Source organism: Kitasatospora sp. NPDC058190 (assembly GCF_042883685.1).
Classification (GTDB): Bacteria; Actinomycetota; Actinomycetes; order Streptomycetales; family Streptomycetaceae; genus Kitasatospora.
Genome location: NZ_JBHVVI010000035.1, coordinates 61,766 through 74,909, shown reverse-complemented (window position 1 = coordinate 74,909; position 13,144 = coordinate 61,766). Strand labels below are relative to the sequence as shown.

General features: G+C 75.2%; 11 protein-coding genes. 4 read left to right on the top strand and 7 right to left on the bottom strand.

The annotated features are described in order from the left end of the window. The first annotated feature begins 243 nt into the window (after positions 1 to 243). From ACFVWU_RS18280 to ACFVWU_RS18270, 3 genes are read left to right on the top strand one after another with little or no spacing between them, the layout of a single operon-like run. Positions 244 to 405 carry a hypothetical protein gene (locus tag ACFVWU_RS18280; protein ID WP_387621697.1) on the top strand — a complete coding sequence of 54 codons (162 nt, stop codon included), beginning with the start codon at positions 244 to 246 and terminating at the stop codon, positions 403 to 405. A 59-nt stretch (positions 406 to 464) separates the two neighbouring features. Continuing rightward, entirely contained in the window at positions 465 to 2,687 is a 2,223-nt protein-coding gene (locus ACFVWU_RS18275) for a heavy metal translocating P-type ATPase (protein ID WP_387621694.1), read from the top strand. Between the two features lie 11 nt (positions 2,688 to 2,698). Further along, positions 2,699 to 3,193 (top strand): copper chaperone PCu(A)C, encoded by a 495-nt coding sequence (locus ACFVWU_RS18270; RefSeq protein WP_387621685.1) that lies wholly within the window; start codon positions 2,699 to 2,701, stop codon positions 3,191 to 3,193. 342 nt (positions 3,194 to 3,535) lie between these two features. On the opposite strand, the gene ACFVWU_RS18265 is transcribed toward ACFVWU_RS18270, so the two are convergent. Beyond that, positions 3,536 to 4,384, bottom strand: a complete 849-nt coding sequence (locus tag ACFVWU_RS18265; RefSeq protein ID WP_387621682.1) for a universal stress protein — start codon at positions 4,382 to 4,384, stop codon at positions 3,536 to 3,538. 324 nt (positions 4,385 to 4,708) lie between these two features. Between ACFVWU_RS18265 and ACFVWU_RS18260 the strand changes: the two genes are divergently transcribed. Beyond that, positions 4,709 to 6,412 (top strand): GAF domain-containing protein, encoded by a 1,704-nt coding sequence (locus ACFVWU_RS18260; protein WP_387621691.1) that lies wholly within the window; start codon positions 4,709 to 4,711, stop codon positions 6,410 to 6,412. A gap of 317 nt (positions 6,413 to 6,729) precedes the next feature. Here the strand turns inward: ACFVWU_RS18260 and ACFVWU_RS18255 are convergent, their stop codons facing one another. From ACFVWU_RS18255 to ACFVWU_RS18230, 6 genes are all read right to left on the bottom strand, one after another. Then, positions 6,730 to 7,461 carry a class I SAM-dependent methyltransferase gene (locus ACFVWU_RS18255; protein ID WP_387621679.1) on the bottom strand — a complete coding sequence of 244 codons (732 nt, stop codon included), beginning with the start codon at positions 7,459 to 7,461 and terminating at the stop codon, positions 6,730 to 6,732. Between the two features lie 100 nt (positions 7,462 to 7,561). Beyond that, positions 7,562 to 8,278 carry a response regulator gene (locus ACFVWU_RS18250; RefSeq protein WP_387621676.1) on the bottom strand — a complete coding sequence of 239 codons (717 nt, stop codon included), beginning with the start codon at positions 8,276 to 8,278 and terminating at the stop codon, positions 7,562 to 7,564. Between the two features lie 169 nt (positions 8,279 to 8,447). Beyond that, positions 8,448 to 8,981 (bottom strand): hypothetical protein, encoded by a 534-nt coding sequence (locus tag ACFVWU_RS18245; protein WP_387621674.1) that lies wholly within the window; start codon positions 8,979 to 8,981, stop codon positions 8,448 to 8,450. 144 nt (positions 8,982 to 9,125) lie between these two features. Beyond that, complete coding sequence (gene ctaD, locus ACFVWU_RS18240) at positions 9,126 to 10,880, bottom strand: cytochrome c oxidase subunit I (protein WP_387621688.1); 1,755 nt, start codon at positions 10,878 to 10,880, stop codon at positions 9,126 to 9,128. Positions 10,881 to 11,096: 216 nt separating this feature from the next. Beyond that, complete coding sequence (locus tag ACFVWU_RS18235) at positions 11,097 to 11,969, bottom strand: virginiamycin B lyase (RefSeq protein WP_387621671.1); 873 nt, start codon at positions 11,967 to 11,969, stop codon at positions 11,097 to 11,099. A 77-nt stretch (positions 11,970 to 12,046) separates the two neighbouring features. Then, the gene (locus ACFVWU_RS18230; RefSeq protein WP_387621668.1) at positions 12,047 to 13,129 is read right to left on the bottom strand and encodes an AI-2E family transporter; all 1,083 of its coding nucleotides are present in this window, start codon (positions 13,127 to 13,129) and stop codon (positions 12,047 to 12,049) included. Between the last annotated feature and the right edge of the window lie 15 nt (positions 13,130 to 13,144).

The following is a 13,144-nucleotide window of genomic DNA, read 5'->3' as shown; positions in this document are numbered from 1 at the left end:
TCCTTGTTATCCAACCCCCCCGGGGTGTTCAGGGGCCGGTGCCGGTCTTCGGCACACGAAGTGACCGTACGGCGCCCAACGACACCTCGGTGAGCGGCCCGGCACGGACCCGCCGGGCCGCTCACCGGCCCGCGCCACGTCCGGCACCCCACCGCGCCCCGCGACTTCGCAGCGTGCGGGAACCGCTCGCGATCTCCGTCCGACTGCTGTGGGGTGAATGCGAAGTCGCCGGGTGTCCGGCCGTTGAGTGTGCTGGTGGGGTTCGCCCTGCTGCTGGTGGTGGTGTTCGTGGTGGCGTTTGCGGTGGGGCGACAGGCGGGGCCGGTGGCGCCGGGGCTGACGCCGAGCCGGGGCGGCGGGGCGTCGCCCGGGATGGGCGGGCACGACATGGGCGGGATGCGGTGAGCCCGGTCGCGGGGGCCGACGCCGGGGCGCTGGTGTCCACCGATCTGGCGGTCGGCGGGATGACCTGCGCGGCCTGCGTGGGCCGGGTGGAGAAGCGGCTGGCGCGGATCGACGGGGTGACGGCCGGGGTGAACCTGGCGACCGGACGGGCCCGGGTGCTGCACCCGGCCGGGGTGTCCGTCGACGAACTGGTCGCGGCCGTCGAACGGGCCGGCTACACCGCCGAGTTGGCGTCGGCGGGGGTACCCGGCGGGTTGGCGGAGGAGGAGCCGGACGAGCGGTGGCGCCTGCTGGTCACCGCCCTGCTGGCCGTCCCGGTGCTGGTGCTGTCGATGGTGCCCGCGCTGCAGTTCACCGCCTGGCAGTGGGTCTGCTTCGCGCTGGCCGTACCGGTGGTGACCTGGGGTTCGGCGGGCTTCCACCGCCGGGCCCGGCAGGGGCTGCGGCACGCCGCCGCGACCATGGACACCCTGGTCAGCCTGGGTGTGGTGGCCTCCTTCGGCTGGTCGGCGTACGCGCTGTTCCTCGGCGGGGCAGGCCAGTTGGGCATGCGGATGCCGTTCTCACTGACCGCCGACGGCGGCGGCACGGCGCACGTCTACCTGGAGGCGGCGGTCGGCGTGCCGCTGTTCGTGCTGGCCGGGCGGCTGCTGGAGGGCCGGGTGCGGCGGCGCAGCGGCTCCGCGCTGCGAGCACTGGCCGAGCTGGGCGCCAAGCAGGTGTGCCTGCGGGCGGCGGACGGCGAGGAACGGCTTATACCGATCGAACTCCTGCTGCCGGGGCAGGAGTTCGTGGTGCGGCCGGGTGAGCGGGTGGCCACCGACGGGGTGGTGGTCGACGGCGGTTCGGCGCTGGACCTGAGTCTGCTGACCGGGGAGAGCGTGCCGGTCGAGGTCGGCCCGGGCGACCAGGTGGCGGGTGCGACGGTGAATGTCGGCGGCGCCCTGGCGGTCCGGGCGACGGCGGTCGGCGCGGACACCCAGCTGGCCCGGATCACCGCGCTGGTGGCGGACGCCCAGGCCGGCAAGGCGCGGGCCCAGCGGCTGGCGGACGCGGTCGCCGGGGTGTTCGTGCCCTGCGTGCTGACGGTCGCGGTGTGTGTGCTGGGCTTCTGGTTGGGCGCGGGCGCGGCCCCGCAGGCGGCGGTCACGGCGGCGGTCGCGGTGCTGGTGGTGGCCTGCCCGTGCGCGCTGGGTCTGGCGACCCCGACCGCGCTGCTGGCGGCCACCGGGCGCGGCGCCGAACTCGGCGTGCTGGTGCGCGGCCCGGAGGTGCTGGAGAGCCTGCGGCGGGTGGACACCGTGGTGATGGACAAGACCGGCACGCTCACCACCGGCCGGATGGAGCTGGCGACGGTGACGGTGGCCCGGGGCGCCGCCGAGGAGTTCACAGCGGAGTTCACGGCGGAGTTCACGGCGGAGGAGGTGCTCCGGCTGGCCGGCGCGGTCGAGCACCGCTCGGAGCACCCGATCGGACGGGCCGTCGCGGCGGCCGCCCGGGAGCGGTGTGGTCCCCTCCCGCCGGTGGAGGGCTTCGCGGCCACGGCCGGTCTCGGAGTGTCCGGCACGGTCGAGGGCCGAGCCGTCCGGGTGGTACGGCCGGACGACGTCTCCCTGCCCCCGGAGCTGGCCGAGGCCGTGGCGGCCGCCGGGGCGGCGGGCCGCACGGCGGTGCTGGTGGAGTTGGACGGGCGGGGCGCGGCAGTCCTGGCGGTCGGCGACACGGTGCGCTCGGGCAGCTGGCGGGCCCTGCACCGGCTGCGCGGGATGGGCCTGGAGACCGTCCTGCTGACCGGCGACGGCCTCGGCGCGGCCCGCGCGGTGGCGGCCGAGCTGGGCATCGAGCGGGTGCACGCCGGCGCCTCGCCCGAGCGCAAGGCCGAGGTGGTGGCCGAACTGCGGGCCGCCGGGCGGACGGTGGCCGTGGTCGGCGACGGCGTCAACGACGCGGTCGCGCTGGCCTCGGCGGACCTCGGGGTGGCCCTGGCCTCCGGCAGCGACGCCGCGATCGGCGCAGCCGGGCTGACCTTGGTGCGCGGGGACATCGAGGCCGTGGTGGACGCGGTGCGGCTGGCCCGGCAGACCCTGGCAACGATCCGGGCCAACCTGCTCTGGGCCTTCGGCTACAACCTGGTGCTGATCCCGCTGGCGGCCGTCGCACTGCTGAACCCGATGCTGGCGGCGGTCGCGATGTCGCTGAGCTCGCTGCTGGTGGTGGGCAACAGCCTGCGGCTGCGCACCTGGCAGCCGGGACGGGGCCGGCAGCAGGGGGGCCGACGGTGAGGGCGACGAGGATGTTCGAACGGCTCACGTTCGAACGGCTCACGGTGGTCGCCCCGCCGGTCGGCGCGGCGGCGCTCGCGCTGGCCCTGCTCACCGGCTGGACGGCGGTCGGCGGGGCCGGCGGACCCCGGCCGGTGGCGGCCGACGCCGGCTGGGTCCTGCTGCCCACGCCCGGCGCGGCCTCGGCGACGGCGGCCTTCTTCACGGTCCGCAACCCGGGCGACGTCCCGGACGAACTGACCGGCGCCAGCTGGGAGTTCGGCGGCCCGATCACCCTGAAGCGGCACCTCCACCAGGGCGCGGCCGGCCGCTGGGAAGCGGTCGCCGCCCTGCCGGTGCCCGCCCGGGGCGAACTGGCGATGTCCCCCGAGGACGCCGACCTGATGATCGCCGCTCCGCCCGCGCTGAAGCCCGGCCAGGGGGTGGGCTTCACCCTCACCTTCCGGCACAGCCCCCCGCTGCGGCTGGTCGCCCGGGTGCGGCCCCCGGGCGAGCGGCCGCGCTGAGCGCCCGGCCCGGCGGCAGAACGGGCGACGGGCCGGGCGGGGCACCGGGTCGGGTGAACCCCGGCGGTGCCGGGCTCCGTTGGAGACAGTGGTGGGCGGCCCGTGTGTGGGACGCGGCCGCACACCACTGTCACGTGGTCGGGCCGCCGCCCGGTGGCTGACCGAGCGTGGCCCGGGCCGGCCGGCGGGGTGTGACCGCGCCGGCCGGCCCGTACCCGGCGCGCAGCACCGGCTGGACGTGGCCGGGTCGCGCAGGGCCCGGCGGAGGTGACGTCGCGCGTGCGTGAGCCCATGCGCCAGCCCGTGCGTCAGCGCGTACGTCGGCCGTGCGTCGGCCGTGCGTCAGCCGTGCGGGACGACCGCGACCGGCACCTCGGCGTGGTGCAGTGCCGCGTGCGCGACCCGGCCGAGCCGGGGGCCGAGCTCGATCGGGCGGCGGCGCCGGCCGACCACGACCAGGGCGGCTCCGGCGGAGGTCTCCACCAGGCCGCGGGCGGCGCCGAGCCGGACGTCCTCGACCACCTCGACCTCGGGGTGCTGCTCGCGCTGCCCGGCCAGGGCGAGCGACAGCAGCTCGGCCTCCAGCGCCTCCAGCTGGGCGGTCTCCCCCGCCGGTACGGCACCTCCCGCGTAGCCGAACAGCGGCGGCAAGTCCCAGCCGTGCACCGCCCGGAGCCGGGCGCCACGCAGCGCGGCCTCGCGGAAGGCGAAGGCCAGCACCTCCTCCTCGGGCCCGTGCGCGTCGACGCCGACCACCACCTCGCCCCCTGGTGGCCGACCCTCCCGTACCACGACCACCGGCCTGCTGCTCCGCCCGGCCACCGCCATGCTCACCGAGCCGAGCAGCAGCCCGGTGAAGCCGCCGAGCCCGCGCGAGCCGAGCACCAGCAGGTCGGCGGTGGCGGCGGCCGCCACCAGTCCGTCCACGGGCGCGTCCAGGACGACGTCGGTGGACACGGCCAGACCGGGGTGGCGCCCGCGGATCTCGTCGGCGGCCGCGGCCAGGGTGCGCTGGGCAGCCTCCGGCAGGTCGTCCGGCTCCGCGAAGGAGGACACCCCGTCGGTCAGCCACGGCCAGGCGTGCACCAGCCGCAGCGAGGCCCCGCGCCGTACCGCCTCCTCGGCGGCCCAGTGGGCGGCGGCGGTGCCGGCGGGCGAGCCGTCCACCCCGGCCGCGATGCTTGACGTCATGACGGTTCCTCCGATGTCTCGGCGACGGGAACGGTGCACCCTGACGCCCCGTCCGCTCCTGGTCCCCACCCTGACGTCCGGGTCCGGCCCCCGCCAGAGGCCGCAAGCCCCGCGCCGACGGGACGAAGGACCCGTCCGCCGGAACATTACGGGCGACCCCGGCCTCCACCCCGTCGACACCCGGGCACTACCGTGTGTACACGGCATTCCCGCTGGTCGGACGGCACCGAAGCCGCCCGGTCCCACGGCGGTGGACGGTCAGCGAGCACGAGGAGGACAGCGGTGGGCCGAGCGGACGGCAGCGCGGCGGGCGGCGGCGCGCGGATGCCCCGGCTGCGCCTGGACGAGCTGCTGGAGGAGTTGCAGTGGCGGATCGACGCGGCGCGCGGGACGCAGAACCGGGTGCACAACCTGCTGGAGGCGGTGCTCGCGGTCGGCCGCGAGCTGGACCTCGCCCAAGCGCTGCACCGGATCGTGGAGGCCGCCGCCGATCTGGTGGACGCCCGCTACGGCGCACTGGGGGTGATCGGGCCGGACGGGCACTCGCTGTCGCAGTTCCTGACGGTGGGTCTGTCCGACGAGGAGATCGCCGAGATCGGCCCGCCGCCCTCCGGCCGGGGCATCCTCGGCGAACTGATCCGCCATCCGCGGCCGCTGCGCTGCCCGGTGCTGTCCGAACACTCGGCCTCGGTCGGCTTCCCGGCGAACCACCCGCCGATGCACACCTTCCTGGGGGTGCCGGTGCGGGTGCACGGGGAGGTGTTCGGCAACCTCTACCTGACCGACAAGCGCGGCGGGCTGGACTTCGACGAGGACGACGAGGCGGTGATCTCCACCCTGGCGGTCGCGGCCGGGGTCGCGATCGACAACGCCCGCCTCTACGAGGAGGCGCAGCTGCGCCAGCGCTGGCTGCGGGCGAGCACCGAGATCACCCGCAGCCTGCTGTCGGGCGCGCCGCGCCTGGAGGTGGTCGAGCTGATCGCCCGCCGGGCCCGGGAGATCGCGGGCGCCGAACTGGCGGACGTCTCGGTGGCGCTGGCGGGCCCTGGGGAGCGGGCCGAGGAACTGGCGGTCGAGGTCGCGCTCGGCGGCTCGCCGGACGCCCGGCTGGGGGTGACCGTGCCGGTGGACGGCACCGTCTCCGGCGCCGCGTACGCCTCCGGCTCGCCGGTGACCAGCGACGAACTGGCCTGCGACGCCCGCTTCCCGGCCGGTCCGGCGGGCCGCTTCGACGGGCTGGGCCCGGCCGTCGCGGTGCCGCTGGGCACCGGCGCCGGGTACGGGCGCGGCGTGCTGCTGCTGGCCCGGGCGCAGGGGCAGCCCGCCTTCGGGCCGGAGGAGACCGGCCCGCTGCTGGGCTTCGCCGACCAGGCGGCGCTGGCCCTGGAACTGGCCGAACGGCGGCGCGACGCCGAGCAGTTGAACCTGCTGGAGGACCGCGACCGGATCGCCCGGGACCTGCACGACCTGGCCATCCAGCGGCTGTTCGCCACCGGGATGACGCTGCAGAGCGCGGGCCGGCTGATCGAGAGCCCGGCCGCCGCGGACCGGGTCGCCCGGGCGGTGGCGGACCTGGACGAGACCATCAAGATCATCCGCTCGACCATCTTCGGCCTGCGCGCCCACGGCGAACCCGACCGGGGCCTGCGCGCCCGCGCCACCCGGGTCGTCACCGAGGCGCAGGAGCCGCTCGGCTTCGCGCCCCGGCTCAGCATGGAGGGCCTGCTCGACACCGACGTGCCGCAGGAGCTGGCCGAGCACGTGGTGGCCGTCCTCGCCGAGGCGCTCAGCAACGCCGCCCGGCACGCCCGCGCCACCCGGGTCGAGGTGACGCTGCGTGCCCTGGCCAGGCGGGTGGTGCTCACGGTGGCCGACGACGGGGTGGGCGTGCCCGAGGGCGGTCGGCGCAGCGGGCTGCGCAACCTCGCCGAGCGCGCCGAGCGGGTCGGCGGGGCCTTCACCCTCGGCCCGGCGGACGGCGGGGACGGCGGCACCCGGCTGGTGTGGGAGGCGCCGCTCGGGTCCTGAGCGGCCGGCCGGGGCAGCCGTCCAGGTGTTGCTGACCGCCGCCCAGACCGTCCTGGCCGTGGTGCTGCTGGACCTGCGCTTCCTGCCGTGGAAGGCCGCGCTCCTCCTCGCCCTGTTCGCCCTCCAGTTCGCCCTGCCCGGCGAGTCGGCCCGGTTCGCCCTCGGCTGGGTCTGCCTCGGGATCGCCGTCCCGCTGCTCGCCCTTCGCCTGCGCCAACTCCCGCCCACCGTCCGGGCGCCGGCGGGGCGCATCGAGGGCGATCCGCACGGAATTCCCGGCCGTGAACGGCCGGGCGATCACCGTCACCCGCCATCCCTCAGGCCCGGAAGGCCAGCAGGCGGTACTGCGGGTCGGGGCGTGGGGTGTCCTGGTCGGGGAGGGCGGCGAGCGCCCGTACGGCGGTGGCCGCGTCGGCGGGGTCCCGGCACCAGAGAATGCGGCCCTTGTCGACGGACTCCCGCCAGGCGCGGGGGCTGCGGCCCTGGCCGAGGCCCGGGAACGACGTCTCGGCCGCCGGGCTGAGGCCGAGGGCAGCCGCCTGGGCGGTCAGGCGCTCGACGTTGTCCGTCACCTGCGGGGCGTGGCGGCGGCGCAGCTCGGCCGTGGCCTCGGCGAGGTCGCTGGGCTCGGTGAAGTACGCGTCGTTCTTGTCCACCGTGGTGATCAGTGCCCCGCCCGGGCGCAGCACCCGGCGGGCCTCCGCCAGGACGGGCGCGGCGTCCGGCAGCAGGTGGAGCAGCCAGACCAGCACCACGGCGTCCGCGCTGCCCGTGCGGAGCGGGAGCCGGGTGGCATCCGCGCAGAGGACGGCGCCGGGCAGGCGCTGCTCGGCCAGGCGCAGCATCCCGGGCGAGCGGTCCACCCCCAGGACGGTCCGACCGGGGCGGCGCAGCCGGGCGGTGACGATGCCGGTTCCGCAGGCGACGTCCAGCACCGTGCGCCCGTCCTCCGGCAGCAGCCGTTCGACGGCCGCCGCCGCGGCCTCGGCGCGGGGTTCACCGCCGCGTGAGGCGTCGTAGTCCCGCGCCTCGGTGTCGTAGTCGAGCAATCGAAGTCCCCTCCGGCTGGCAGTCAAGCCGACCGAGGGTCGGCCCGGCAAGCGGTCCGGTCCGAGGACAGGCAGCGGCCGATCACCACCCGGCCGGCCCTCAGCCCCGGCCGACTCGCAGCACGGACGGCTGCGCGGCGGAGGACTGCCGCAGCTCGGTGGCGATCAGCGCCGCCTGGACCCGGCGCTCCACGCCCAGCTTGGCGAGCAGCCGGGAGACGTGGTTCTTCACCGTCTTCTCGGCCAGGTAGAGCCGCTCGCCGATCTGCCGGTTGGTCAGGCCCTCCCCGATCAGCGCCAGCACCTCCTGCTCGCGCGCGGTCAGCCCCGGCCCGGCGGTCACCGGCTGGGCGGGCTCGGCGTCGCTGCGCAGCCGGTTCAGCAGCCGGGTCGCCGCACCGGGGTCGAGCATCGACCGGCCCGAGGCGACGGTACGAACGGCGGCGACCAGGTCGGTACCGCTGATCTGCTTCAGGACGTACCCGGCCGCGCCCGCCATCACGGCGTCGAGGAGCGCCTCCTCGTCGTCGAAGGAGGTCAGCATCAGACAGGCCAGGTCGGGCATCCGGGACCGCAGCTCACGGCAGACCGACACCCCGTCCCCGTCACCCAGCCGCACGTCCAGCACCGCCACGTCGGGCCGCAGCGCCGGCACCCGCACCAGGGCCTGTTCGGCCGTCGCGGCCTCCCCGACCACCTCCAGGTCCGGCTCACCGTCCAGCAGGTCGTGCACCCCACGGCGCACCACCTCGTGGTCGTCCAGCAGGAACACCCGGACCGGCGCCGAATCCCCGGCACCCTCCGCCTTGGTCGCCATCACGCGGCTCCACCTTCGTCACCCCCGCACACTCCCAGCGGGGCCCACCGCATCATCCCCCGCCCCGGGGCACCGGCCCAGGGCCCAACGACCCCATTCGGAGCGGGACGGAGTGCCCGGCCCGGCACGAGCCGCAGCGACGCGGCCCCGGAGGAGACGCAACGCTCCCTCAGCGTCCCTGCCGCCGTACGTTTCCCAGCCCCAGGAGCAGGAACGCGAGCGCGACCCCCGCGCCGCTGACCGCCGCCAACGCCACCCTCGGTACGACGCCGCCCCCGCCCGACAGCAGGATCGCCACCGCCCCCAGCGAGGCCACCGCCGCGCCCACGACCAGCCATCCCGCCAGCGTCACCGCCGCCGGGCGGCCCGTGCGCGGGGCCGGGCCGATGTCCAGGGCGGCCCAGCGGGCGGCGGTCTCCCGCTGCTCGCCGTACCGGTCCCACCGGGCCCGCACCCGCAGGGCCGTGCCGCCGACCAGCCCGGTGAGGGCCACCTGCGCGGCGGGGCGCCAGTCGGAGAGGGCGAGCAGCAGCCCGCCCGCCAACGCGAGCCCCGCCCACCACGTCACGCAGGCCGCCGCGGCCGTGCGGGTGGAGCGGGGCCGGTCGGCGCCGGCCTGGAGGTCGGCGATGGCGGGCAGGTACCAGACGCAGCCGCTCGCGGTGAGGGCGGCGGTGCCGATGGCGAGGACGGTGTGGGTCACGGGCCGGCCTTCCTAAGCGCACGGGGATCGGGGATCGCACGGAGTTCGCGGACAGGGGACGGGCGACAGCGGAGCCGTCCCCGCCCGCCCGGGGGCAGCGACGCGGGCGGGGACGGCGTTCAGGGGTACGGCCCCGGTACGGCCTCAGCCGTCAGAGCCGGACGGGGAGGAGGACGACGACACCCGCCCCCGCTCCGCCCGCGGCAGCGGCCGGTCGTACTTCGCAGGCTCCACGTCGCCGAGGTGCGTGGCCGGCTTGCCGGTGTTCTCCAGCACGTCCCGGGCCGCGATGTCGGGGTGGTGCAGGTCGAAGGCCGGCGATTCCGACCGGATCCGCGGCAGCCTGACGAAGTTGTGCCGGGGCGGCGGGCAGGAGGTGGCCCACTCCAGCGAGCGGCCCCAGCCCCACGGGTCGTCCCCGGTCACGCGCTCGCCGTACTTGGCGGTCTTCCAGACGTTGTAGAGGAACGGCAGGATCGACAGCCCGAGCAGGAAGGACCCGATGGTCGAGACGGTGTTGAGCGTGGTGAAGCCGTCCGAGGCCAGGTAGTCGGCGTACCGGCGTGGCATGCCCTCCGCGCCGAGCCAGTGCTGCACCAGGAACGTCGTGTGGAAGCCGACGGTGAGCGTCCAGAAGGTGATCCTGCCGAGCCGCTCGTCGAGCTTCTTGCCGGTCATCTTGGGCCACCAGAAGTGGAAGCCGGCGAACATCGCGTACACCACCGTGCCGAACAGCGTGTAGTGGAAGTGCGCGACGACGAAGTACGAGTCGGAGACGTGGAAGTCGATCGGCGGCGCGGCGAGCAGCACGCCCGTCAGACCACCGAACAGGAAGGTGACCAGGAAGCCGACCGTCCACAGCATCGGTGTCTCGAAGCTCAGCGAGCCCTTCCACATGGTGCCGACCCAGTTGAAGAACTTGACTCCCGTCGGCACCGCGATCAGGAAGGTCATGAACGAGAAGAACGGCAGCAGCACCTGCCCGGTGACGTACATGTGGTGCGCCCACACCGTCACCGACAGGCCCGCGATGGCCACCGTCGCGGCGATCAGGCCCGCGTAGCCGAACATCGGCTTGCGGCTGAACACCGGGATGACCTCCGAGACGATGCCGAAGAACGGCAGCGCCAGGATGTACACCTCCGGATGGCCGAAGAACCAGAACAGGTGCTGCCACAGCATCGCCCCGCCGTTGGCCGGGTCGAAGACGTGCGAGCCGAACTTGCGGTCGCATTCGAGCGCGAGCAGCGCGGCGGCCAGCACCGGGAAGACCAGCAGCACCAGCACCGAGGTGAGCAGCACGTTCCAGCAGAAGATGGACATCCGGAACATGGTCAGTCCGGGGGCCCGCATGCAGATGATGGTGGTGATGAAGTTGACCGCGCCGAAGATGCTGCCGAAGCCGGACAGCGTCACGCCCATGATCCACATGTCGGAGCCGACGCTCGGCGAGTGGACGGCGTCGGACAGCGGCGCGTAGAGGAACCAGCCGAAGTCGGCGGCGCCCTGCGGGGTGGCGAAGCCGGCGGCGGCGATCAGCGAGCCGAACATGAACAGCCAGAAGGACAGCATGTTCAGGCGCGGGAAGGCCACGTCCGGGGCGCCGATCTGCAGCGGCATGATCCAGTTCGCGAAGCCGGTGAACAGCGGCATCGCGAAGAGCAGCAGCATCACCGAACCGTGCATGGTGAAGGCCTGGTTGAACTGCTCGTTGGAGAGGATCTGGGTGCCGGGCCGGGCGAGTTCGGCGCGCATGACCAGCGCGAGGATGCCGCCGATCAGGAAGAACGCGAACGAGGACACCAGGTACATGGTGCCGATCGTCTTGTGGTCGGTGGTGGTCAGCAGTCCGACCACGGCCGAGCCGGGTCGGCGGGACCGAACCGCCCCTGCCGGCAGGGGCGTTGGCGGTGAGGTGGGGTCGCCCTGTGCCTGGGTGGCGCTCAAGGACGCACTCCTTCGAAGCGTCGTGCGAATGATGACGCTCCATGATCCGAACGCACCGCCACCGCACCCCAGGGCCCTTGGGCCCGCCCGCCCGGGGCCGCTGGGCCCGAGTTCCCGAGCCCGGGCCGGGACCACCCGCCCGGGCCCCGGGCGCGCCGTCGCGCTCGCTCAGCCCGCCAGCCGGGCGATCTGGCCGCGCTCGAGCGCCGCGTACACCGCGCCGTCCGGGCCGACCGCGATCCCGTGCGGCTCGGCGCCCGGGCCGGGGATCGGGTGCCCGTCCAGCCGCCCGTCCGGGGTCAGCACCCCGATCCGGCCGGCACCCCACTCGGTGAACCAGAGCCGCCCGTCGGGGCCGGCGGCGATCGCGTGCGGCTTCGCGGCACGGTCGGCCAGCGGGTACTCGGTGACCTGCCCGTCCACGGTGATCCGCCCGACCAGCCCGCCGCCGATCCCCACCCACCAGAGCGCGCCGTCCGCCCCGGCCGTGATCCCGACCGGCGCGGTGCCCTCGGTGGGCAGCCGGTGGACGGTCACCTCGCCCTCGACGCCCACCCGGGCGACGGCGTTCGCCTGGTTGAGCGTGCACCACAGCGCGCCGTCCGCCCCGGCGGTGATCAGCGACGGGAAGGCGCCGGCCAGCGGCAGCGGAAACTCCGTCACCTGCCCGTCCACGGTGATCCGCCCGACCCGGTCGACGTTCAGCTCGGTGAACCAGAGCGCCCCGTCGGGCCCGGCCGCGATCCCGTACGGCCCGGCGTTCTCCGTCGGCACCCCGTACGAGCCCACCTCGCCGTCCACCGTGATCCGCCCGATCCGGTGGTCCCGCATCCGGCTGAACCACAGGGCCCCGTCCGGCCCCGCGGTGATCACCGACGGCCCGCACCCCGGCGCGCCCAGCCCGAACCGCTCCACCGAGCCGTCCGCCGCCAGCCGCCCGATCTCCCCGGAGTGCACGAGCGTGAACCACACACGCCCGTCCGGCCCCACGGTCACCCCGTACGGCCCGGCCCCCGCCTCGGCCACATCGAACAGTTCCATCCACACCCCTCGGATACTATTGCGACTGGCGTCGCATTAGTGATGCTCGCACGTCCACCCCACCCAGGGCAACAGGCTTATTCGGGGCCGGTTGCCAGGCCCCTGAGCACCGAGATCACTCCGCTCCCCGCGGCGCAGACCGGGACGGCGAGCAGGGCGCCGATGATGCCCGCGACGCCGGCGCCGGCGACCACGGCGACCATGATCGTCGCCGGGTGCAGCTCGACCGTGCGACTCTGGATGATCGGCTGCAGGATGTTGCCCTCGATCATCTGGACCGTCAGCACCACGCCGAGCGCCCACAGCGCCGTCCCGAGGCCGCCGTCGGCGAGGGCGACCAGCACGGCCACCGTGCCGGACAGGAAGGCCCCGACGAAGGGGATGTAGGCGCCCATGAAGACCAGCGCGCCGAGGCCCGGCGCACCGGGGACGCCGAGGGCGAGCAGGCCGATGGTGATGAAGCCGGCGTCGATCAGGGCGATCAGGGTGGTGCCGCGCATGAAGCCGGCCATCGCCTCGAAGGCGCGCCCGGCGCAGGCGATCACGGTTTCGGCGCCGCGCCCTGGCAGGTAGGAGCGGATGGCGTCGCCGGTGCGGTGGCCGTCACGGAGGAAGAAGAAGACCAGGGCCAGCGCCAGCACCCCGCCGGTGATCAGCTGGGTGAGCAGGCCCAGGCCCGAGAGCACGCCGCTGGTGAGCGTGGAGACCAGCGAGTTGGTCTCGCCCTTGGCGTTGGTCAGGGCGTGCTGGATCTTCTCCCCGAACGGGCCCAGCCAGTCGGCCAGCCGCTTGCCGGCCGCCGGGAGCGAGGCGGCGATGTGCGGGGCGCTGTTCACCAGCGAGTTGACCAGCAGCACGATCACCCCGGCGACCGCCGCGACCAGCACGATGCAGGTCAGCCCGGCCGCCAGGCTCCGGCTCACGCCCCGGCGGACCAGCCAGGGCACCACGGGGTGCAGCAGCGCGGCCCCGAGCAGCGCCAGGACGAACGGCACGGTCGCCGCCCGCAGCTCCACCAGGGCGAAGACCACCAGTGAGGCGACGGCGATCAGCAGGATCACCGCCACCGACCAGGCCGCCGCCCCCCGAACGGCCGGCGGCAGCATCAGGTACGGCCTGCGGTGGTCGGGTTGCCCACCGGGCGGGCGCTCCACGGACACGGCCACCTCCGGCGG

Coding starts and splice junctions, on each gene's coding strand:
- ACFVWU_RS18275 (WP_387621694.1), top strand. CDS start 465: ATGACCTGCGCGGCCTGCGTGGGCCGGGTGGAGAAGCGGCTGGCGCGG.
- ACFVWU_RS18270 (WP_387621685.1), top strand. CDS start 2,699: ATGTTCGAACGGCTCACGTTCGAACGGCTCACGGTGGTCGCCCCGCCG.
- ACFVWU_RS18265 (WP_387621682.1), bottom strand. CDS start 4,384: ATGACGTCAAGCATCGCGGCCGGGGTGGACGGCTCGCCCGCCGGCACC.
- ACFVWU_RS18250 (WP_387621676.1), bottom strand. CDS start 8,278: ATGGCGACCAAGGCGGAGGGTGCCGGGGATTCGGCGCCGGTCCGGGTG.
- ACFVWU_RS18235 (WP_387621671.1), bottom strand. CDS start 11,969: ATGGAACTGTTCGATGTGGCCGAGGCGGGGGCCGGGCCGTACGGGGTG.
- ACFVWU_RS18260 (WP_387621691.1), top strand. CDS start 4,709: ATGCCCCGGCTGCGCCTGGACGAGCTGCTGGAGGAGTTGCAGTGGCGG.